General features: G+C 70.4%; 20 protein-coding genes. 3 read left to right on the forward strand and 17 right to left on the reverse strand.

Annotation, left to right across the window (positions count from 1 at the left end; translation table 11 throughout):
• Positions 1 to 4 precede the first annotated feature (4 nt).
• Together cls and ACTU3I_RS00835 are read right to left on the reverse strand one after the other, a co-directional pair.
• Complete coding sequence (gene cls, locus ACTU3I_RS00830; RefSeq protein WP_442923704.1) at positions 5 to 1,471, reverse strand: cardiolipin synthase; 1,467 nt, start codon at positions 1,469 to 1,471, stop codon at positions 5 to 7.
• A 60-nt stretch (positions 1,472 to 1,531) separates the two neighbouring features.
• Entirely contained in the window at positions 1,532 to 1,723 is a 192-nt protein-coding gene (locus ACTU3I_RS00835) for a hypothetical protein (RefSeq protein ID WP_442923705.1), read from the reverse strand.
• A 133-nt stretch (positions 1,724 to 1,856) separates the two neighbouring features.
• On the opposite strand from ACTU3I_RS00835, the gene ACTU3I_RS00840 reads away from it, so the two are divergent.
• Positions 1,857 to 3,047, forward strand: coding sequence for a DUF4192 family protein (locus ACTU3I_RS00840; RefSeq protein WP_442923706.1), 1,191 nt, complete (start codon positions 1,857 to 1,859; stop codon positions 3,045 to 3,047).
• Here the strand turns inward: ACTU3I_RS00840 and ACTU3I_RS00845 are convergent.
• Positions 2,966 to 3,658 carry a hypothetical protein gene (locus ACTU3I_RS00845; protein WP_442923707.1) on the reverse strand — a complete coding sequence of 231 codons (693 nt, stop codon included), beginning with the start codon at positions 3,656 to 3,658 and terminating at the stop codon, positions 2,966 to 2,968. The genes ACTU3I_RS00840 and ACTU3I_RS00845 overlap by 82 nt on opposite strands.
• A gap of 41 nt (positions 3,659 to 3,699) precedes the next feature.
• Between ACTU3I_RS00845 and ACTU3I_RS00850 the strand changes: the two genes are divergently transcribed.
• A complete protein-coding gene (locus ACTU3I_RS00850) occupies positions 3,700 to 5,439 on the forward strand; it encodes an alkaline phosphatase family protein (protein ID WP_442923708.1) in 1,740 nt (579 codons plus the stop codon).
• Between the two features lies 1 nt (position 5,440).
• Here ACTU3I_RS00850 and lysS read toward each other — a convergent pair whose 3' ends face one another.
• The 13 genes from lysS to tilS form a co-directional block, all read right to left on the reverse strand.
• Positions 5,441 to 7,012 (reverse strand): lysine--tRNA ligase, encoded by a 1,572-nt coding sequence (gene lysS, locus ACTU3I_RS00855; protein WP_442923709.1) that lies wholly within the window; start codon positions 7,010 to 7,012, stop codon positions 5,441 to 5,443.
• 60 nt (positions 7,013 to 7,072) lie between these two features.
• Positions 7,073 to 7,930 carry a pantoate--beta-alanine ligase gene (gene panC / locus ACTU3I_RS00860; protein ID WP_442923710.1) on the reverse strand — a complete coding sequence of 286 codons (858 nt, stop codon included), beginning with the start codon at positions 7,928 to 7,930 and terminating at the stop codon, positions 7,073 to 7,075.
• A complete protein-coding gene (locus ACTU3I_RS00865) occupies positions 7,927 to 8,649 on the reverse strand; it encodes a Rossmann-like and DUF2520 domain-containing protein (RefSeq protein WP_442923711.1) in 723 nt (240 codons plus the stop codon). The genes panC and ACTU3I_RS00865 overlap by 4 nt, the downstream gene beginning before the upstream one ends.
• Positions 8,646 to 10,199: a PH domain-containing protein gene (locus ACTU3I_RS00870; RefSeq protein WP_442923712.1), complete on the reverse strand. Its 1,554-nt coding sequence runs from the start codon at positions 10,197 to 10,199 to the stop codon at positions 8,646 to 8,648. The genes ACTU3I_RS00865 and ACTU3I_RS00870 overlap by 4 nt, the downstream gene beginning before the upstream one ends.
• A complete protein-coding gene (locus tag ACTU3I_RS00875; RefSeq protein WP_442923713.1) occupies positions 10,196 to 10,804 on the reverse strand; it encodes a PH domain-containing protein in 609 nt (202 codons plus the stop codon). Before ACTU3I_RS00875 ends, ACTU3I_RS00870 begins: the two co-directional genes overlap by 4 nt.
• A complete protein-coding gene (locus ACTU3I_RS00880) occupies positions 10,752 to 11,243 on the reverse strand; it encodes a DUF3180 domain-containing protein (protein WP_442923715.1) in 492 nt (163 codons plus the stop codon). Before ACTU3I_RS00880 ends, ACTU3I_RS00875 begins: the two co-directional genes overlap by 53 nt.
• Positions 11,240 to 11,728 (reverse strand): 2-amino-4-hydroxy-6-hydroxymethyldihydropteridine diphosphokinase, encoded by a 489-nt coding sequence (gene folK / locus ACTU3I_RS00885; protein ID WP_442923716.1) that lies wholly within the window; start codon positions 11,726 to 11,728, stop codon positions 11,240 to 11,242. The genes ACTU3I_RS00880 and folK overlap by 4 nt, the downstream gene beginning before the upstream one ends.
• A complete protein-coding gene (gene folB / locus ACTU3I_RS00890) occupies positions 11,725 to 12,129 on the reverse strand; it encodes a dihydroneopterin aldolase (RefSeq protein WP_442923717.1) in 405 nt (134 codons plus the stop codon). Before folB ends, folK begins: the two co-directional genes overlap by 4 nt.
• The gene (gene folP / locus ACTU3I_RS00895; RefSeq protein ID WP_442923718.1) at positions 12,117 to 12,920 is read right to left on the reverse strand and encodes a dihydropteroate synthase; all 804 of its coding nucleotides are present in this window, start codon (positions 12,918 to 12,920) and stop codon (positions 12,117 to 12,119) included. The genes folB and folP overlap by 13 nt, the downstream gene beginning before the upstream one ends.
• Positions 12,917 to 13,504: a GTP cyclohydrolase I FolE gene (gene folE / locus ACTU3I_RS00900; protein WP_442923719.1), complete on the reverse strand. Its 588-nt coding sequence runs from the start codon at positions 13,502 to 13,504 to the stop codon at positions 12,917 to 12,919. Before folE ends, folP begins: the two co-directional genes overlap by 4 nt.
• A gap of 7 nt (positions 13,505 to 13,511) precedes the next feature.
• Positions 13,512 to 15,515: an ATP-dependent zinc metalloprotease FtsH gene (gene ftsH, locus ACTU3I_RS00905; RefSeq protein WP_442925292.1), complete on the reverse strand. Its 2,004-nt coding sequence runs from the start codon at positions 15,513 to 15,515 to the stop codon at positions 13,512 to 13,514.
• Between the two features lie 146 nt (positions 15,516 to 15,661).
• Positions 15,662 to 16,213, reverse strand: a complete 552-nt coding sequence (gene hpt / locus ACTU3I_RS00910; RefSeq protein ID WP_442923720.1) for a hypoxanthine phosphoribosyltransferase — start codon at positions 16,211 to 16,213, stop codon at positions 15,662 to 15,664.
• A gap of 10 nt (positions 16,214 to 16,223) precedes the next feature.
• A complete protein-coding gene (gene tilS / locus ACTU3I_RS00915; RefSeq protein ID WP_442925293.1) occupies positions 16,224 to 17,183 on the reverse strand; it encodes a tRNA lysidine(34) synthetase TilS in 960 nt (319 codons plus the stop codon).
• A 230-nt stretch (positions 17,184 to 17,413) separates the two neighbouring features.
• On the opposite strand from tilS, the gene ppa reads away from it, so the two are divergent.
• Complete coding sequence (gene ppa / locus ACTU3I_RS00920; protein ID WP_442923721.1) at positions 17,414 to 17,947, forward strand: inorganic diphosphatase; 534 nt, start codon at positions 17,414 to 17,416, stop codon at positions 17,945 to 17,947.
• Positions 17,948 to 18,004: 57 nt separating this feature from the next.
• On the opposite strand, the gene ACTU3I_RS00925 is transcribed toward ppa, so the two are convergent.
• Positions 18,005 to 19,417, reverse strand: a complete 1,413-nt coding sequence (locus ACTU3I_RS00925; protein WP_442923722.1) for a M23 family metallopeptidase — start codon at positions 19,415 to 19,417, stop codon at positions 18,005 to 18,007.
• Positions 19,418 to 19,509 lie beyond the last annotated feature (92 nt).

Here is a 19,509-nt window from a genome sequence, read left to right on the forward strand (position 1 = left end):
CAGGTTACTGCAGGGCGGAGGTGAGACGCGCGAGGTTGTCGAGCAGGGTCGAGCGCAGCGGCTGGTTCAGCCACTCTTCGAGGGTCAGCTCGCGGCTGAGGCCGCGGTACTGATCGGCGACGACCTCGAGGTCGCGCACGAACTCCTCGCCGCGTACCAGCAGCGTGATCTCGAGGTTCAGACCGAACGAGCGCATGTCCATGTTGCTCGAGCCGACCACCGCGACCTCGTTGTCGATCGTGATGCCCTTGGCGTGCAGGATGTAGGGCTTGCGGTACATCCAGATCTTCACGCCGGCCCGCAACAGCGCCTCGTAGTAGCTGCGCTGAGCGTGGTAGACGAGCGCCTGGTCGCCCTCCTCGGAGACGAACAGCTCGACGTGCACGCCGCGCTGGCACGCCGTGGTGATCGCCAGCAGCAGCGCCTCGTCCGGCACGAAGTAGGGGCTGACGATGACGATGCGCTCCTTCGCCGCGTACAGCAGTCCGAGGAACAGCTTGAGGTTGTTCTCGAAGTCGAATCCCGGTCCCGACGGCACGATCTGGCAGTCGAGGTCGCCCGGTCCGGGCGTCACCTCGAACAGGTCGATCTCGTCGGAGAGGATCTCGTCGGTCTCGCCGTACCAGTCGGAGAGGAACACCGCGTTCATGCTCGCCACGACCGGTCCCTCGACACGCACCATCAGATCGACCCAGTGGAGTCCGCGGCGGATGTTCTTGCGCAGGTTGTAGCTGGAGTCGGTGACGTTCTGCGACCCCATGTAGGCGACCTTGCCGTCGACGACGAGGAGCTTGCGGTGATTGCGCAGGTCGGGCCGTTGCGTGCGACCTTTCAGCGGCTGCACGGGCAGCAGCAGATGCCAATGCGCCCCCATGGCCTTCAGCCGCCGGAGGGTGTGACGGTAGAACGGCTTGCCGCGGTTCGCCCAGTGGTCCAGCAGCACGCGCACGACCACGCCGCGGGCCGCGACCTCTTCGAGGGCGCGGAAGAAATTGTCGGTGGCCGCATCCGACTGCAGGATGTAGAACTCCACGTGCACGTAGCGCTCGGCCTGACGGATGGCATCGGCCATGGCGTCCAGGCTCTCCTGGTAGTCCGAGATGATCGTCGCGCCGTTGTCGCCGGCGATGGGCATGGCGCCGAGGTTGCGGTTCAGTCGCACGAGAGCGCGGAACCAATGCGGCGCGTTGGGCCGCAGCGTTCCGAAATCCAGCGACGCGCTGGTCTCGCGGATGTAGTCGTTCAGGGCCGCTTGCTTGCGCCGGAGCTTGCGCGGCAGCCGCGGATTGCCGATGAGGAGGAAAAGCAACACCCCGATGAAGGGGATGAAGTAGATCGCCAGGAGCCAGGCCATCGCCGACGTCGGGCGCCGGTTGCGCGGCACGATGATGATCGCGGTGACCCGGATGGTCACGTCCACGATGAGCACGACCACCACCCACCACGTGGCGTCGAAGGTGACCTCGACCACGGAACCCCCCGCCGGAAAACTCCCCCAGCGTATCGAATACCGCGGACGCGGTCGGGGAGGTCAGTTCTCGGGCGTGGTGGCACCGACCGGCGGCAGACCGCGCTTGGCGCGCTCCTCGGCCTCGACCTTCGCGTAGACCTTCCGCTCCGTGCGGTCCATGCGCAAGATGCTGCGGAGGATGAAGAAGAACACCACCGAGACCACGACGGTGGGAAGCAGCGACCAGATCACCGCGCTCCAGTACTCATCCATGGCTCCAGGATACGCGGCCTGCCTGCGCGTGCGCCGCGTCACCTCTCCTGCACAGGCCGAGCCTCCGACGCCTTCTCCACCGTTTCCCCCCGACGCCCGCCCGGCAGTCGATGCTCGCGAGAAGGGTGGGCCCATGACCACCGTGATCCGTGCGGCCAGCGCCGCCGATTTCCTCGCCCTCGTGCCGCGTCTCATCGGCTATCTGCCGACTCGGAGCGGCGTCCTCATTCCCTTCCAAGGCAACCGCACGCTCGGCGCCCTCCGTCTCGACCTGCCGGGCGAGCTCACACCCGAAGAACGCGACAGCGCGAGCGCCACCGCCATCGGCATGGTCTGCAAGGTCACGCACGTGGATGCGGTGGCCGTCGTCGTCTACACCGATGAGCCGCTCGTTCCGGCGTCGCCTCTGCCCGCAGATGCGTGGGTACGGGCGCTGCTGGCGAAGGCGGATGTCTGCGGCCTGCGCATCAGCGAGGCGCTCTGTGTCGCCCGCGACGGCTGGGCTTCCTATCTCTCGGACGGGACGCTCGTGCACGCCCTCGCGGAGATCCCCTATGCGCACGAGGCCTTCGCGGACGAGCCGCTGCCGCACGACGACCAGATCTCCGGCGCCACGCTGCCATCGGTCGACCTCGCCGCGAAGGAGCGCGTGGGAAGAGCCCTCGCCGACATCGAAGAGGCCATGGAGTCGTTGTTCGGCACCGCCCCGGGTCCCCGGCGGGACGAGCCACGGGTCGCCCCCGGCGCCTTCGCCGCCGTCTGCCGCATGGACGACCTGCCGCTGCTGTTCGAGGAGGCGCTGTCGGGGGATCCCGCGCACAAGGATCCCTACGAGACGGCCGTGCTGGCATGGTGTCTGTCCCGTCCGGGATTGCGCGACGTCGCGCTCGTGCAGTGGTCGAAGGACCTCCCCGCGGGCGACGAGGCGTTCGACGCGCAGATGCGCTGGGCCGACGGTGAGGACTATCCCGAGCACCTCGCCCAGACGATGTGGGGCGACGGGCCGTCGCCCGATCCCGAGCGCCTGCAGGCGGCTCTGGAACTGACGCGGCACCTGGCGGCGGCGGCTCCGCGGGCGGCCCGGCCGGGGATCCTCGCGGCCACCGGATGGCTTGCCTGGGCGGTCGGGAGGTCGTCGCACGCCGGCCGGTACGCGGAGCAGGCGTTGGAGATCGATCCCGATCACGGGATGGCCGAGCTGGTCCTGAGGATGGCCGGTGCGGGTCACCTCCCCGAGTGGGTCTACCGCCGCACCGCGCCGTCCGACCCGGTGACGCGGCTCGTCGACTCGCGCGGTGTGGAGTCGCCGGCCGCGTCGGGGTGACCCGGCCGGGCCCGGCGCGGCAGCATCCGGTCCACGGCGGCGGCGGCCCACACCGCCGCAAGCCCGGCGACCGCGACCACCCCCAGCATCAGCAGGGCGTAGGCGCCGGTGGTGATGTTGATCGTCTCGGTCCACATCGCCACGAGCGAGGGGAGGAGGCACACGAGCGTGAAGAGCCACGTCAGCGGGTGGCGTCCCCGCGCGATGAGCCATCCGCCGACCGCGGCGAGGAGCGTCGCGAAGCCCTGATCGAGCACGAACGACCAGAACCCGACCGGCTCTGTGATCACCCCGGCGCCCCGCTCGATCCCGAACGTCGCCCACAGGAACAGGGTGACGCAGATGAGTGTCACGGCCCCCAGGCGGGAGGGCCAGCGGGTGGGCAGGATCGCTACGGCCGTCACCATCCCCGCGACGATGAGCACGAACTCCGCGACATCGAGAAGCGGCACGTCGGAGCGGATCGTGCCGGCGTAGTTCTCCGACTGCACGATCGCGGAGAAGTTGGTCGAAATGGCCAGGTACGTACTGAAGATCATGATCGCGACGGCCGCGCCGTAGCGGGCGCCGGCGCGGAAGGCAGGATCCCGCGTGGGAAGGGAGCCGGTCATACGCCGACGATAGCGGCTCACTGTCCGTACAATTCGGTGACATGACCGACGGCGACGACACCTCCACCGCCGAGGGAGCTCCGTCCCGCCGCGATTTCCTCCGCCGCATCGGCGTCGGTGCCGCGGGCGTCGCCATCGGCGGATCGGGCGCGGCCGCGGTCACCGCAGCCGCGACGGTGCATCCGCCCGAGTTCGCGCCCCTCCCCGCCCGGCACGCGCCCGGGTTCGACCACATCGTCGTCGTCATGTTCGAGAACCGCAGCTTCGATAACCTGCTCGGGCGCCTGTACTCGGCCGATGAGAAGTCGGTGGACGAGTTCGACGGCCTCAATCAGGGCGACTACTCCAACTCCGCTCCGGATGGCACGGTCGTTCCCGCATACGTCTACGACGGGCCGACCGACTCGATCATGCAGCAGCCGCAGCCCGATCCCGGCGAGACGTATCCGCACGTCAACACGCAGCTCTTCGGTGTCGTCGACCCGGTCGAGAACACGCACCGCGGAGGCAACGAGCACCTTCCGCCGTTCAACGCCCCGCCCGCCGGAGCGGTGCCCGACAACAGCGGCTTCGTGCGCGACTACATCACGAACTTCCGGCTGCACAAGAATCGCGAGCCGACCGCGGACGAGTACCGCGTGGCGATGGGCGGTTTCGATCCATCGATGCTCCCCGTCATCTCCACGCTCGCACGCGAGTTCGCCGTCTACGATCGGTGGTTCTCCGCCGTGCCCTCGCAGACCTTCTGCAACCGGGTGTTCTTCCACTCCTCCACGTCGCACGGCTACGTCACGAACCACGGCGGCGACGACTACTACAAGTGGATCGACGGACCCGACGCGCCCACGATCTTCACGCGCCTGGAGGATGCCGGCATCCCCTGGCGCGTGTACTACGACGCCACCCAGCTGGTGGCGCTCACCGGCATGCTCCATGCCCCCGTGCTGCAGCAGTACTGGAAGACCAATTTCCGCTCGATGGAGCAGTTCTACGAAGATGCCGCGAACGGCGACCTCCCCGCCTATTCGTTCATCGAGCCGCGCATGGTCTTCAACCACAACGACATGCACCCGCCGTGGGGCGAGCTGCGTGAGGGCAACCTCAAGCTCGAGGACGGGTCGTCGCTGTCGATCCACAACAGCGCCTACTCGGATGTGCGCGCCGGTGACGCCCTCGTGCAAGACGTCTACGACGCCATCCGCAAGAGCGACTCGTCCGACGGCTCCAACGCCATGAACACCGCGTTGGTGATCACGTTCGACGAGCACGGCGGCACGTACGACCACGTCCCGCCGCCGGAGACGGTGCCGCCCGACAACGCCGGGGCCGGGGAGATGGGGTTCCGCTTCGATCGCCTCGGCTGCCGGGTGCCCACGATCGTCGTGAGCGCCTACACCGCGGCGGGCACGGTCGTCCACGATGAGATGAACCACGGCTCGGTCATCAACACGCTGTGCCGGCTGCACGGGCTGCGGCCGCTCACCCGGCGCGACGAGGCAGCCAACCCGATCTTCAATGCGGTGAACCTCACGGTGCCCCGCCAGCCCTACGCGTGGCCGCAGCCCACGTCGCTGTACGTTCCGGCCAATCCGGAGACCGACGCGAAGGCGACCGAGGAGAAGCACCGCAAGCGCCCGCTCACCGCGCCGGCGCGGGGTCTCCTGGGCCTGCTGACAGCGCGCTTCGACCCCGGGAGCACCCCGCCGGCGACCTACGGGGAGGCCTACGACTCCCTCATGAAGTACGGCGGGGGGCTGTTCGGCGTGCGGGACCCCGACTGAGCTACTTCACGAGCGGGAAGAGGATCGTCTCCCGGATGCCGAGGCCGGTGATCGCCATCAGCAGCCGGTCGATGCCCATCCCCATCCCGCCGGTGGGAGGCATCCCGTGCTCGAGGGCGCGGAGGAACTCCTCGTCGATGCGCATCGCCTCGTCGTCGCCGCGCGCGGCGAGCTTCGCCTGCTCGGTGAACCGCTCGCGCTGGATGACCGGGTCGACGAGCTCCGAGTAGCCCGTGGCCAGCTCGAACCCGCGTACGTACAGGTCCCACTTCTCCACGACGCCCGGAATCGAGCGGTGCTCGCGCACCAGCGGGCTGGTGTCGACCGGGAAGTCCATCACGAACGTCGGGCGGGACAGGCCCGGCTTCACGAAGTGCTCCCACAGCTCCTCGACCCACTTGCCGTGGGTGGGATGCGACGGCGCGTCGACCCCCACCTCGGCGGCGAACGCTGCGAGCTCCCCGACCGGAGTCTGCGGCGTGAAGGGGTCGTGGCGGCGTCCGACGTAGCGGAACGCGATCGCCTCGTTGAGCGAGTCGTACATCGAGATGCGGTCCCACTGACCGCCGAGGTCGTAGACGGTCCCATCGGCCCACGTCACCGTGGTCGAGCCGGCGACGGCGACCGCGGCGTCCTGCACGAGCGCCTGCGTGAGGTCGGCGATGCCGGAGTAGTCGGTGTAAGCCTGGTACGCCTCGAGCATCGCGAACTCGGGGCTGTGCGTGGAGTCGGCGCCCTCGTTGCGGAAGTTCCGGTTGATCTCGAACACCCGCTCGATGCCGCCGACGACGGCGCGCTTGAGGAAGAGCTCCGGCGCGATCCGCAGGAACAGGTCGGTGTCGAACGCGTTCGAGTGCGTCACGAACGGCCGCGCGCTCGCACCCCCGTGCTGCACCTGGAGCATGGGGGTTTCGACCTCGAGGAACCCGCGTGCGGCGAACGTGGCACGGAGGCTCGCGTTGACCTTCGCCCGGGCGACGACGGTCTCGCGCGCCCGCTCCCGCACGATGAGATCGAGGTAGCGGCTGCGCACCCGCCCCTCCTCGCTCAGCTCGGTGTAGAGGTTCGGCAGCGGCAGCACGGCCTTCGATGCGATCTGCCATTCCTTCACCAGGATCGACAGCTCGCCGCGACGGCTGGAGATCACCTCGCCCGAGACGAAGACGTGATCGCCGAGGTCGACCAGCTCCTTCCACTCCTGGAGGGACTCCTCGCCGACGGCGGCGAGGGACACCATCGCCTGGATGCGGCTGCCGTCGCCGGACTGCAGCGACGCGAAGCACAGCTTGCCGGTGTTGCGGCTGAAAACCACCCGCCCGGCCACGCCCACGACGACCCCGGTCTCCTCGCCCGCCGTCAGTTCGCCGAAACGGGCGCGGACGTCGGGGATGGTGTCGGTCACCGGGACGACGACGGGGTACGGTCCTCCCGCAGCATCCGCGCGCCCGCTGAGGAGCCTCTCGCGCTTGCTCAGCCGGACCGCCTTCTGCTCGAAGGCGTCGTCGAGCTCTGCACCGACGGCGTCGTCGACGGTGGCGCCGGAGTCGGCGGGCGGGGCGGGCGCGTCGGTCATCGGGGATGCTCCTCGGGGTCTTCCCCAGTTTAGTTGCGCGGGTCCCCGGCATCCGCCGGATCAGGGGAGGTAGACGTCGGTGCTGTCGATGAACCGGTGACCGCCCACGGTCGCGGCCAGCAGCACGGTCGCCGAACCGGCATGCCCCTCGTCGACCGGCAGAAACGTGGCGGGGTCGACGACGCTGAGGTAGTCCAGCCGGATGCGCGACTCCCCCATGAGCGCCGACTGCGCGGCCGCGATGCAGGCGTCCACGCCCCGGTCGGCGTTGGACGCGGCATCGTCCAGTGCGCGGGGGATGAGCGCGGCAGCGCCGCGCTCGGCAGCGTCGAGCAGCGTGAGCCGACTGGAGACGGGGAGCCCGTCGTCCGCGCGGACGGTGGGCACCGTCGCCACCTCGATCCCCAGGAACAGGTCGCGGATCATCCGCCGGACGAGGAAGATCCGCTGGCGGTCGCGCTCGCCGTAGACCGCCACGTCGGGGCGCACCAGAGAGAACAGGATCGCCTCCGCGGTGAGCAGCCCGTCGAAGTAGTACGGACGGGAGCGTCCCTCGTACCGCAGCCCGAGGTCGCCGGCGGAGACCCGGGTGGTGGCGAAGCCGGACGGAAGGAGCTCGGCCGCGCTCGGTGCGAACACCACGTCCACACCGAGCGACTCGAGAAGTCGCGAGTCCTCGGAAGGGCTCCGGGGGTACGCCGCGGCATCGTCCGCGGTGCGAAAGCGCAGCGGGTTGACGAACGTCGACACCACGACGAGGTCCGCGCGCTCCCGCGCGAGGTGCACGAGATCGATGTGTCCGTCGTGCAGCGCTCCCAGAGTGGACAGGAGCGCGACCGTCGGTGCGTTCTCGTTCGACGGGGCTGCGCTTCTGGCCTCGGCCAGCCGGGTGCGCAGCCCCTCGACGGTGCTGATCATCCGTCGATCGTAGCGTCCGGCGGCAGACCGCCCGGCACCCACGGCCTGCCATCCGCGAGCGCCTGGTCGACGGTGGAGCGGACCAGGGCCGAGAGGTAGCCGCCCGGATTGTCCACGCCGACCCGGGCGAGGAGGTCGGACGCCTGCCGCACGATCGACCGCGAGAACTCCGTCGCCGTGGCGATCGCCTCCGCGTAGGCGGGTCGATCGGCTTCGGCGACGACCACCGGCTCGCAGCCGAGCTCGACCGCGAGCGCCTGCGCGATCGGGAGCACCGGCGCGGGAGCGGTGACGGCCGCATAGCTCTGCGCGAGCTGGCGGAGGTCGATCGATGTGCCGGTGAAGGTGATCGCCGGATGGATGGCGAGCGGGATCGCCCCCGATTGCAGGGCGGGCGCGAGGACTGCCACGCCGTATCCCGGGTCGAGGTGCATGACCAGCTGCCCGGGCTGCCACGCACCGAGGTCGCCCAGCCCGGACACGAGCCCCGGAAGCTGATCATGGGGCACGGCCAGCACCACGAGCTCCGCGCGCCGGACGATCTCGTCGGCATCCAGCAGCGGCACGCCGGGGAGGAGGGCGTCGACGCGGTCGGGGTCCGATCCCGCCGTGATCCCGACCACCGCATGCCCGGCTCCCCGCAGCGCCGCACCGATGACGGGCCCGGCGTGGCCCGCGCCGATCACCCCGACGCCCAGCCGGCCGTCGCGCGCGGTCATTGCGCCCACCGGTGGCTGCGGTCCTGCGCGGCAGCGGCCACGACCGCTTCGGCAGTGCGCTCGAACGCGCCGACCGCCTCGTCGCGGTCGAGGATTCCGACCGTGGTGGTCACGGTGCCCGCGACGACATGCGCCGTGAGGTTCGCGACGTTCAGGGCGCGATCTACGGGCCCCTGCGAGATGCCGACGCTCTGGAGGCGGGCGAGCGGGAAGATCCCGAGCGAGCGCCACAGAGCGCCGCGACGCAGGAGCAGCGCGTCGGAAGTCAGCGCGAACCCGTTCCGCCGCCAGGCGAGCGGGCGCAGCAGCCGGGCCCGCGCCGGTGTCGTCGTGTAGGGGTCGTCGTCCCCGGGCCCGTCGATCCCCTGCGTGAAGATGCGGTCTTCATCGTCCGGAGCGAGTGTCGGCAGGAGCAGCCGGAGCACGCGCTCGACGTCGTCGTGCGTACCCACCGGCAGCACGGTGGTGAGCTGCTCGGCCGTGGCGTCGCTGGACGCGCGACCGGAGATGCGATTGACCCGGATCGACCACCATCCGAAGGGCCGCCACAGCGGCGACTGCCGCACTTCGAGGGCGTGCACCCGGCCGGGCGGGAGGATCTCGGTGACCGTCGTGAAGAGGCCGAAGGTGATGCGCACGCCTCCCGGGGTGGGCGCGATCGAATACCGCAACGCACGCACGAACGAGCGCAGCGCGTAGGCGATGAAACCGATCGCCGCGGGGATGAACGCGAAGAACACCCACGGCACGTCGAAGACGGAGCCGACCACGAGCACGGCGACGATGAAGAGCAGCCCGAGGGTGGACGAGCTCAGCAGGCGAGACGCCGCCAGGCGCAGGGGCGGGATGTGCACGATCGACGCGGGCTCCGCGGCATCGGCGTCTTCTCCCTCGAGCAGGCCGTTGATCCCCGCGACGACCCGCGGTCCCCGTCTCGCCCCTGCTTCCTCCGCCTCCGCGCTCGCCTCCGCCAACTGCCGGCCCGACGCCAGACGGAGGATGTCGGCGCGGATCGTCTCGGCATGCGGGGTGGAGAGGTACTCGAGCTTGACGTTGCCGTCCGATCCCGCCCCCACCACCTCGAGCTTGGCCATCCCCACCAGCCGTGCCACGAGCGGCCGCGTGAGGTTCACGCCCTGCACGCGATCGAGCGGTGCCCGCCGGTGGGTGCGGAACAGCACGCCGCTTCGCACCTCGACGTCGTCGCCCGTGATGCGGAACGTGTGGAACCGCCACGACAGCCAGAAGATGACCAGGAGCACCGCGAGCAGGACCAGGAGCACCGCGCCGGCGACGAGGATGAGGTTGTGGTCGACGAGGTAGTCGATCGGGTCGGGAGGAGTGTCGACGTCGATGCCGGGGGTGAAGATCGGCACGAAGATCGCCACGATCCGTTCGCGCATGTTCGCGAGGATCACGCCGGCGATGACGAGGAGGAAGAGCCCGCCTCGCAGCAGCGGCGTCAACGGGTGCATGCGGTGCCACTCGCCGTCGCTGAGCGGCGAGCGCACCTCCGGGGCAGGGGGCGCGGGCGCGTCGACGTCGCTCACAGCCCGGTGCGCCGGGTCTCGGCGACGTCGACGAGCGTGTCGCGCAGGCGCTCTGCCGCCTCCTGCGGGAGGCCGGGGATGGTGACGCCCGTCGAGGCCGCTGCCGTCACCAGCTTCAGCTGGGCGATGCCGAATCCGCGGTCGAGCGGGCCGTGGGTGATGTCGATGAGCTGCATCCGCCCGTAGGGGACGGCGACGATGCGCTGCCACAGGATGCCGCGGCGGAACACGAGGTCGTCGCGGCGCAGCTGGTACCCGTACGCGCGCGCCTGCCGCGGGGTCAGCACCAGGGTCCATGCGCACAACAGGGAGACGACACCGGCGGGGATCCACACCCACGGCTGATGGAGCCACACGTGAAGCACGACGGCGACCACGAGCACCGCGGCCAGCAGTGCGGCGGTGCTGATCATGCGCACCCAGACGTAGGCACGCGCCAGTTGGTGCCATGTGCCGTCGCCGAGCGGCAGCCGCGCGACGGAGCGCGGCTCCACCACGCGGTCGAAGGTGGCGGCGTCGAGGACCTCGTCGCGGCCGGCGGCCGCGTCGGCGTCAGTGGCCCGACGTGTCGAGTCCGGGAGAGGAGTCTCCGGGGTGTTCGTCATCGTCGTCCTTCCGGATGGTGCACAGCTGCTCGGCGACGAGACCCGCGACGACGAGGAGCGCCCCGCAGACCACGGTCGCGAGGACCGTCCCCATCGAGCCTATCGAGGGCACGACCTCGCGGGTCAGCAGGAAGCCGAGGAGCCCGAGGGCGATCCCGCCGACTCCCGCCCCGACGATCGACGACGCCTTCGCCAGGATCGCGATGCGCAGCGCCCGGAACGGGTTCACCGGGGCCGTCGCGCGCCCACGGGTCGCGCGGGATATCGGGACGGCCAGCACCAGCACGACCGCGCCGAGGAGCAGGAGCAGGATCGGCAGCGACACCGCGGGGGTGAACGTCGGGCGCCCCATCGACGTCAGCACGTTGTCGAGGAGGAATCCCACCGCGGCGCCGATGACGGCAGCCACGAGCAGGAGGGCGGGGTGCGTGCGTCTCATCGTCGGCTCCGCAGTCGGTCGAGCAGATCGCTCACGCGGCCGGCGCCGGGAAGCTCCGCCTGCGGGTCGAGTTCGAGCCACGGCGCCAGGACGAACTCGCGTTCGGCGGCCCGCGGATGCGGCAGGGTGAGCCTCTCGTCTGCCGAGGTCACGCCGGCATAGGCGATGAGGTCCAGGTCGAGGGTGCGATCGCCCCAGCGCTCGCGCCGCATCCTGCCGTGCCGCGACTCGATGGCGTGGAGGGCGCGAAGCAGCACGGTGGGCGCGAGACGCGTACGCACCAGCGCGACGGCGTTGAGATAGCGCGGAGCGTCCTCGTCCTCCCCGGCCACCGTCACCGCGACAGTCTCGATCGCCGTCGAAGCCCGGACGTCGTCGACCAGCGGCAGCGCGGCGAGCTCGTGGAGCGCCGCCTTCATCGTCTCGGCTCGATCGCCGAGGTTCGACCCGAGGGCGACGACGGCGACGGGGCTCTCCGCGGTCATCGCTGCTCCACCGCGAAGCCGGCTGCCCGGCGCGTCGGGCGGGAACGGCGGATGGTGACGGAGACGTCTTCGAAGGCGACCGCAACGGGGGCGGCCGGCTTGTGCACGGTGACCGCGACCGCCTGCACCCGCTCGTCGGCGAGGACGACGTCGGCGATGCGCTGGGCGAGGCGTTCGAGGAGGTTCACCGGCTCCCCCGACACGACGCCGGCGACCTTCTCGGCGAGCTCGCCGTAGTGGACGGTGTCGGCGACGTCGTCGGATGCGGCGGCAGCCGCCGTGGGGAGGTGCAGCGTCAGATCCACGACGAACTCCTGCCCGTCGCGCCGCTCCTCGGCGTACACGCCGTGATGGCCGAACGCCCGCAGGCCCGTCAGCGTGATCTCGTCTACGGCGTCCATGCACCCTCCCAGCATTCGCCGACGCGCAGCGCGTCGCGCGTGGCGCCCACGTCGTGGACCCGCACCGCCCAGACGCCCGCCTGCGCCGCCAGGACGCTCGTGACAGCCGTCGCGAGGTCGCGGCGCGCCACTGACGCGTCGGCGCCGAGCGCGTCGGTGAGAAAGCGCTTGCGGCTGGTGCCGACGAGCACGCGGGGCCCGATGCCCACGAGCTGCGGGAGCGCGCGCAACGCGTCCCAGTTCTGGACGCCGCGCTTGCCGAAGCCGATGCCGGGGTCGAGGACGATCCGGTCGGGCGCGAGGCCCGCTGCGGCGGCATCCGCCATCCGGGTGAGGAGCTCGTCGGCGAGCTCGCGCGCGACGTCGTCGTATCGGGCCCCGGCGTACATGTCCGCGGAGGGACCCCGCCAGTGCCCGAGCACGACCTCGGCGTCGGTCGCCGCCACGGCGGCGAACAGCTCCGGATCGGCGAGGCCGCCCGACACGTCGTTGACGATGCGCGCGCCCGCGCGCACGGCGGCCGCTGCGGTGTCGGCGTTCATGGTGTCGATGCTGACGGTGAGCCCGGCATCAGCGAGGGCTGTCACCACGGGAAGCACCCGCTCCTGCTCGACGCGGGGCGCGACCCGCTCGGCACCGGGCCTGGTCGACTCTCCGCCGATGTCGAGAATCGCCGCTCCCTGCTCGTGGAGATGCCGCGCGTGGGCGATGGCGGCATCCGGATCGACGAAGCGTCCGCCGTCGCTGAAGGAGTCGGGGGTGACGTTGACGATCCCCATGACCAGGGTCATCTCGCGCCGCCCAGCAGCGTGACGAGCTCCGCCCGCGCAGCCGGCTCGGCCAGCTCGCCCCGTGCGGCGATCGTCACGGTCGTCGACTCGGTCTGGCGGGCGCCGCGCATCGTGACGCACTCGTGCATCGCGTCGAGGACCACGAGCACCCCCCGGGCATCGAGGGAGGTCGCGATGGCGTCGGCGATCTGCTCGCCGAGGCGCTCCTGCACCTGCGGCCGCGACGAGAGGATGTCGACGACCCGCGCGAGCGCGCCGAGTCCGACGACCTGCTCGCCCGGCAGGTACGCGAGGTGCGCGCGGCCCCGGAAGGGCAGCAGGTGGTGCTCGCAGATGGAGCGGAACGCGATGTCCCGCACCATCACCGCACCCGACGGGATCGTCTCCGGTGCGGGACCGGAGGCGACCGAGATGGTGTGCGCCAGGGGCGCCGCCGCATCCGCGCCCACCCCCGCGAAGAACTCGACGTAGGCATCCGCGACGCGCTCCGGCGTCTGCCGGAGGCCGGGGCGCTCGGGATCCTCCCCGATCGCCTCGAGAAGCTCTCGGACCAGCGCAGACACCCGCGCCCGGTCGACGGTCACGGAACGCCTACGCGGTCGCCGGCCGAGCCTGCCCGCTCGGACGACGGCGGGGAGCCTTCTCGGGCGTCGCATCCGCCTCGACGGATGCCGCCACGCCGGCGGGCTCCGAACGACGGGGGACGTCGACCGGCGGCAGCGCCGACACCGGGCGGTCGCTCGACGACAGCCACTGCGGGCGCGGCGGGAGACGCTTGATGTCGGTGAAGATCTCGGCGAGCTCGAGGTGGTCGAGCGTCTCCTTCTCCAGCAGTTCGAGCGCGAGCCGGTCGAGGATGTCGCGGTTGGCGTTGATCACCTCGTACGCCTCGTTGTGCGCCTGCTCGATGAGCGCCCGCACCTGCGAGTCGACGCGCTCGGCGATGCGCTCGCTGAAGTCGCGGCCGTGCCCCATGTCACGGCCCATGAAGACCTCCCCCGAGGAAGAGCCGAGCTTGACGGGCCCGACATCGGTGGTCATGCCGTACTCGGTCACCATCTTGCGGGCGATGCTCGTCGCCTTCTCGATGTCGTTCGACGCGCCGGTCGTGGGGTCGTGGAAGACGACCTCCTCGGCCACGCGGCCGCCCATCGCGTACGCGAGCTGGTCCTGCAGCTCGTTGCGGGTGACGGAGTACTTGTCGTCGAGCGGCAGCACCATCGTGTAGCCGAGCGCCTTGCCGCGGGGAAGGATCGTGACCTTCGTGACCGGGTCGGTGTGGTTCATCGCCGCCGCAGCGAGGGCGTGGCCGCCCTCGTGATAGGCGGTGATGAGCTTCTCCTTGTCCTTCATGACGCGCGTCCGACGCTGCGGGCCCGCAAGCACGCGGTCGATTGCCTCGTCCAGGGCGCGGTTGTCGATGAGCTGAGCGTTGGAGCGCGCGGTGAGGAGCGCTGCCTCGTTCAGCACGTTGGCAAGGTCCGCTCCGGTGAACCCGGGGGTCTTCCGTGCCACAACCTCGAGGTCGACGCTGTCGGCGAGGGGCTTTCCGCGGCCGTGGACCTCGAGGATCTTCTTGCGGCCCTGGAGGTCGGGAGCATCCACCCCGATCTGACGGTCGAAGCGGCCCGGGCGAAGGAGCGCCGGGTCGAGGATGTCGGGGCGATTGGTCGCCGCGATGACGATGACGTTGACCTTGGGGTCGAAGCCGTCCATCTCGACGAGCATCTGGTTGAGCGTCTGCTCGCGCTCGTCGTGCCCGCCTCCCATGCCCGCGCCACGGTGGCGGCCGACGGCGTCGATCTCATCGATGAAGATGATCGCCGGGGAGTTCTCCTTGGCCTGGTTGAACAGGTCGCGCACGCGGCTCGCGCCGACGCCGACGAACATCTCGACGAAGTCCGAGCCCGAGATCGAGTAGAACGGCACGCCGGCCTCCCCCGCGACGGCGCGGGCGAGCAGGGTCTTGCCGGTTCCGGGAGGGCCGTACAGCAGTACGCCCTTCGGGATGCGGGCGCCGACGTTCTGGAACTTCACCGGGTCCTTGAGGAAGTCCTTGATCTCCTGCAGCTCCTCGATCGCTTCGTCGGAGCCGGCGACATCCTGGAAGGTGACCGTCGGGCTCTCCTTCGTGACGAGCTTCGCCCGCGACTTGCCGAACTGCATGACGCGACTGCCGCCGCCCTGCGCGCTGGAGAGCATGAACCAGAAAAGCAGTCCCAGCAGCAGGAGCGGCAGGAGCAGGGAGATGAATCCGTCGAACCACGACGGGCGGGGCACCAGGTCGTTGAAGCCGTCGGCCGGGGCGGCCGCGTCGATCGCATCCACCACCTCGTCGGCTCGCGCCGAGACGTAGTAGAACTGCACGTCGCTCGCGCCCTCGAAGGGCTTCGACAGCGTCATGTCCACGCGCTGGTCGCCGTCGGTGTTCGTGACCTCGGTGACCGTCCCCCCGTCGAGCAGCTCCAGACCCTGCTGGGTGGAGATCTGCTTCGCGCCGTTGAGGTTGGTGATCAGCGAGAACCCGACGATGAGGAAGATCCCGATCAGCACGACATAGAGGATCGGGTTGCGCGTCAGCTTCTTGAAGTCCATGGTTCGGGCGCCGCCCAAGACCTTTCATCCGCATATCCGCCGGTCCGGCGGTCGAATCAGGGTATCGCGCGCCGTCTATGCCCGGCCTGTGCGTTCGTCGTGGGCGTACGCCCCGACGGGGATCGGACGCTGAGCGAGACGAGGCGTCAGGAGTAGACGTGCGGGGCGAGCACGGCCACGTCCCGCAGGTTGCGGTACTTCTCGGCGTAGTCCAAGCCGTAACCGATGACGAACTCGTTCGGGATGTCGAAACCGACGTACCGGCACTCGACCTGCACCTTCATGGCATCGGGCTTGCGCAGCAGGGCGAGCACCTCCACCGACTCGGCCCCACGGGACGCGAAGTTCTCCAGCAGCCAGCTGAGGGTGAGCCCGGAGTCGATGATGTCCTCGACGATGAGCACGTGGCGGCCGTGCAGGTCGGTGTCGAGGTCCTTGCGGATCTGGACGACGCCACTCGATCGTGTGCCCGTTCCGTACGACGAGACAGCCATCCAGTCCATCTGGATGTGTGTCGGAAGGCGACGCGCGAAGTCGGCCATCACCATGACGGCGCCTTTGAGCACCCCCACCAGCAGCAGGTTCTTGCCGGCGTAGTCGTCGGACACCTGCTGGGCCAGCGCGACGAGCTTGTCCTGGATCTGCTCCTCCGTGAGGAGCACCTCGGTGATGTCGTCGGGAATGTCGGCCGCGCGCATGGCTTCGATCCTAGGCGGATGCGGCGGCGGCGCCCGAGGCGGTGAACTCCAGGCGCCCGCCCGCGCGCCGGGCGGAGCATCCGGGGAGGTCCACGGGGCCTTGACCCGCCCAGTCCGTGACCAGACGCGCCACCTCCAGCGTCTGTGCGCGCGTGAGGCTCTGCCCGAACTCGCTCGCCACGACGTGGCGGATGATCCGGTGACGAAGCGCTGCCGGGTTGGCCGCGAGCGCGGCGACGGAGACGGAGATGCCCGCCTCGGCGTGCTCGACGAGATCCTCGATCGTCTCGTCGATCATCTCGGTGAACGCGGCGGCGTCTTCGCGGAGCTGCTCGGCGGTGCGGGCGAGCGCCTCGGCGATTCCCGGGCCGAGCTCTCGCTCGAGCACGGGGAGCACGGTCTCACGCGCCCGCACGCGCGTGAATCTGCGGTCGGCGTTGGAGGGGTCCTCCCACGGGTCGAGGCCCTCCGCGGCGCACGCCGCACGCGTGACGTCGCGGCGGACCGCCAGCAGCGGGCGCAGCAGGAGGGTTCCGTCCAGGTCGGATGCCGCCGCCATGCCCTGCAGGCTGGTCGCACCCGATCCGCGGGCCAGTCCCAGCAGCACCGTCTCTGCCTGGTCATCGAGGGTGTGCGCGGTGATCACCGCCAGCGCGCCATGCGCCCGGGCGGCCTCCGCGAGCGCCTCGTACCGCGCCGTGCGTGCCGCGGCCTCCGGCCCCCCGTCCGTCCCGACTGTCACCCGCACGACGTGAGCCTCGAGTCCGAGCGAGCGGGCGGCCTCGGCGGCGTGCTCAGCCACCGCATCCGAGCCCGGTTGCAGGGCATGGTCGACCGTCACCGCGATGGGTCGGAGGCCGAGTTTCGGCGCCTCGAACGCGGTTGCTGCCGCCAACGCGAGCGAGTCGGCGCCGCCGGAGAGCGCGACGACCACCGCGGGGTCGCCGTCGGCGCGCAGGCCCTCCAGCATCGCGCGCACCGCGCGACGCACTGCGGCGACGGCGGGGTCCAGGCTCGGGCGGCGCACGATGCCCACGGTACCCGCACGGCGCGTACCGAAGTCAGCCTGGTTGCCGAGGGGACGACCGGATGCGCCGGATCCCGAGGGTTTCGCGCCGCCGAGGCTGAGTACGGTACGGGTCGCGGATGCGCCGCCGCACTAGGCTGGGCCGCGGCAAACCAGATCGAAGGAGCACACGTATGGGCGCGTACGACGCCGTCATCGAGATCCCGCGCAACAGCAAGATCAAGTACGAGGTCGACCATGGCACCGGTCGCGTGTTCCTGGACCGCATCCTCTTCACGCCGATGGGGTACCCCACCAACTACGGGTTCTTCGAGAACACGCTGGGCGAAGACGGCGACCCGCTCGATGTGCTCGTCCTCCTCGACCACGACCTGGCCCCCGGGATCCTCGCAAAGGTGCGCCCCGTCGGCGTGCTGAAGATGAGCGACGAGGCCGGCGGCGATGACAAGGTCGTCGCCGTCCTGGCGAAGGACCCCCGCTGGGCGCACATCCAGGACGTCGCCGACATCCCCGAGTACACGCAGAAGGAGATCTCGCACTTCTTCGAGCACTACAAGGATCTCGAGCCCAACAAGTGGGTCAAGGTCGACGAGTGGGCCGGCGCCGCCGAGGCCGAACGCCTCGTGGCCGAGGCCTTCACCCGCTTCGAGGAGCACGAGGGGCAGACCAAGACGCAGGGATCGGGCGAGGCTCCGAACTCGCTCTGACCCGCGCAAGGAAAGAAGCCCGGCCGCATCGGCCGGGCTTCTTCGCGTACCGCGGAGTCAGACCCAGACGCCTCGCGCCTGCAGGAACGGTGCGGGATTGATCGTGCTGCCGTTCTGATAGACCTCGAAGTGCAGGTGGCAGCCGAAGACGTTGCCGGTCAGACCGACGATCCCGACGAGCTGGCCCGCTCCGACCCACTGGCCCCGGGAGACGCGCAGGCTGCTGTTGTGCGCGTACCCGGTGGCGATGCCGCCGCCGTGCTCGATGCGCACGAAGTTGCCGTAGCCACCGTTCCACCCCGCATAGCTGACCGTTCCGGCCGCCGCGGCGTAGTTGCCGGAGCCGCACCCCGCTGCGAAGTCCAAGCCGAGGTGGTAGCCGCTCGCGCAATACGACGGCGTGCACTGCGACGAGCGGGGCCCGTACCACGAGCTCACCCAAGCCCCCGATGGGCGAGCCCATCCCGAGCTGACGACTCCGCCGCCACCGCCGCCACCGCCACCGCCGCCGCCCCCGCCGCCGCCCCCGCCGCCCTGGTTGGCAGCGGCCGCGGCCGCCGCTGCCGCCGCCTCGCGGGCCCGGCGCTCGGCTTCCTCACGTTCGCGTCGCTCACGCTCCTCGCGCGCTTTGCGCTCTGCTTCGACACCTGCCTGGTAGTCGGCGACGGTGCGGGCGGTGGTGTCCTTCAGAGCCGCGAGCTGCGCCTCGAGCGTCACCTGGTTCGCCTGCTGCTCGGCGAGCGCCGCCTGCGCGGCATCCGCGGCCTGCTGCGCCGCCGCCAGCTTCTCTTCGGCGACCTTCTGCAGGCGGTCTCGCTCGACCCGCTTGACCTCTGCCTGGTCACTGAGGCTGCGGGCGCTGTCGCGCGCGGTCACGGCCTGCGAGTACACGGTCTGGTTGCGCTCGATGAGCTTGTCCATCGTGCCGAGCTTGGAGAGCAGGTCGTCGGCGGATGACGCGGATCCGGCGAAGAACAGCTCCAGCGGGGTGTCGTCCCCGCCGTTGCGATACAACTGCGCGGCGACGCGGCCGGCCTTGTTGGCCGCATCGGTCGCCTTCGCCGCCTGGGCATCGGCCTGCGCCTGCAGCTGATCGGCTTCGTACGCCGCCTGCAGGTAATCCTGCTGGGCCTGGTAATACTCCGCGGAGCGGGCTTCGACCTCGGCCTGGGTGCGCTGCACCTCGGCGTTCAGACCCTGGATGAGCGCCTGGATGCGTGTGATCTCTGCGCCCTTCGCCGCTTCGTTGGCACGCGCGCGCTCGACGTCGCCCCAGGACGGATATCCCGCGATCGCGAACGCGGACGGCACGAGCGGCCCGGCGGCGGCGCCGAGGGCTCCGAGAGTCACCGCCCCCAGCGCTCCCAGCCGCAGCGCGGCTCGGCGGTCGACGGACGGCCACAGCAGTCGCCGCTCACGGGGGCTGGGTGCGCAGTCGCACTCCTCAGCATCCAGGCGCTCGAGCGTCACGATAGAGCCTTCCGTATACAGCAGAAACTCAGACAACAGTAACAACACCCGTCACATTCACAACAGTGCGAGACGGATGCCGCGTCTCGGCC

This window comes from Microbacterium sp. RD1, assembly GCF_052220165.1.
In the GTDB taxonomy this organism is placed as follows: Bacteria; Actinomycetota; Actinomycetes; order Actinomycetales; family Microbacteriaceae; genus Microbacterium.

Bases quoted from the DNA above. Each gene is read 5' to 3' on its own strand.
- ACTU3I_RS00835 (WP_442923705.1), bottom strand. From the start codon at position 1,723: ATGGATGAGTACTGGAGCGCGGTGATCTGGTCGCTGCTTCCCACCGTC.
- ACTU3I_RS00840 (WP_442923706.1), top strand. From the start codon at position 1,857: ATGACCACCGTGATCCGTGCGGCCAGCGCCGCCGATTTCCTCGCCCTC.
- ACTU3I_RS00845 (WP_442923707.1), bottom strand. From the start codon at position 3,658: ATGACCGGCTCCCTTCCCACGCGGGATCCTGCCTTCCGCGCCGGCGCC.
- ACTU3I_RS00850 (WP_442923708.1), top strand. From the start codon at position 3,700: ATGACCGACGGCGACGACACCTCCACCGCCGAGGGAGCTCCGTCCCGC.
- lysS (WP_442923709.1), bottom strand. From the start codon at position 7,012: ATGACCGACGCGCCCGCCCCGCCCGCCGACTCCGGCGCCACCGTCGAC.
- panC (WP_442923710.1), bottom strand. From the start codon at position 7,930: ATGATCAGCACCGTCGAGGGGCTGCGCACCCGGCTGGCCGAGGCCAGA.
- ACTU3I_RS00865 (WP_442923711.1), bottom strand. From the start codon at position 8,649: ATGACCGCGCGCGACGGCCGGCTGGGCGTCGGGGTGATCGGCGCGGGC.
- ACTU3I_RS00875 (WP_442923713.1), bottom strand. From the start codon at position 10,804: ATGACGAACACCCCGGAGACTCCTCTCCCGGACTCGACACGTCGGGCC.
- ACTU3I_RS00880 (WP_442923715.1), bottom strand. From the start codon at position 11,243: ATGAGACGCACGCACCCCGCCCTCCTGCTCGTGGCTGCCGTCATCGGC.
- folK (WP_442923716.1), bottom strand. From the start codon at position 11,728: ATGACCGCGGAGAGCCCCGTCGCCGTCGTCGCCCTCGGGTCGAACCTC.
- folB (WP_442923717.1), bottom strand. From the start codon at position 12,129: ATGGACGCCGTAGACGAGATCACGCTGACGGGCCTGCGGGCGTTCGGC.
- folP (WP_442923718.1), bottom strand. From the start codon at position 12,920: ATGACCCTGGTCATGGGGATCGTCAACGTCACCCCCGACTCCTTCAGC.
- ftsH (WP_442925292.1), bottom strand. From the start codon at position 15,515: ATGGACTTCAAGAAGCTGACGCGCAACCCGATCCTCTATGTCGTGCTG.
- hpt (WP_442923720.1), bottom strand. From the start codon at position 16,213: ATGCGCGCGGCCGACATTCCCGACGACATCACCGAGGTGCTCCTCACG.
- tilS (WP_442925293.1), bottom strand. From the start codon at position 17,183: ATGCTGGAGGGCCTGCGCGCCGACGGCGACCCCGCGGTGGTCGTCGCG.
- ppa (WP_442923721.1), top strand. From the start codon at position 17,414: ATGGGCGCGTACGACGCCGTCATCGAGATCCCGCGCAACAGCAAGATC.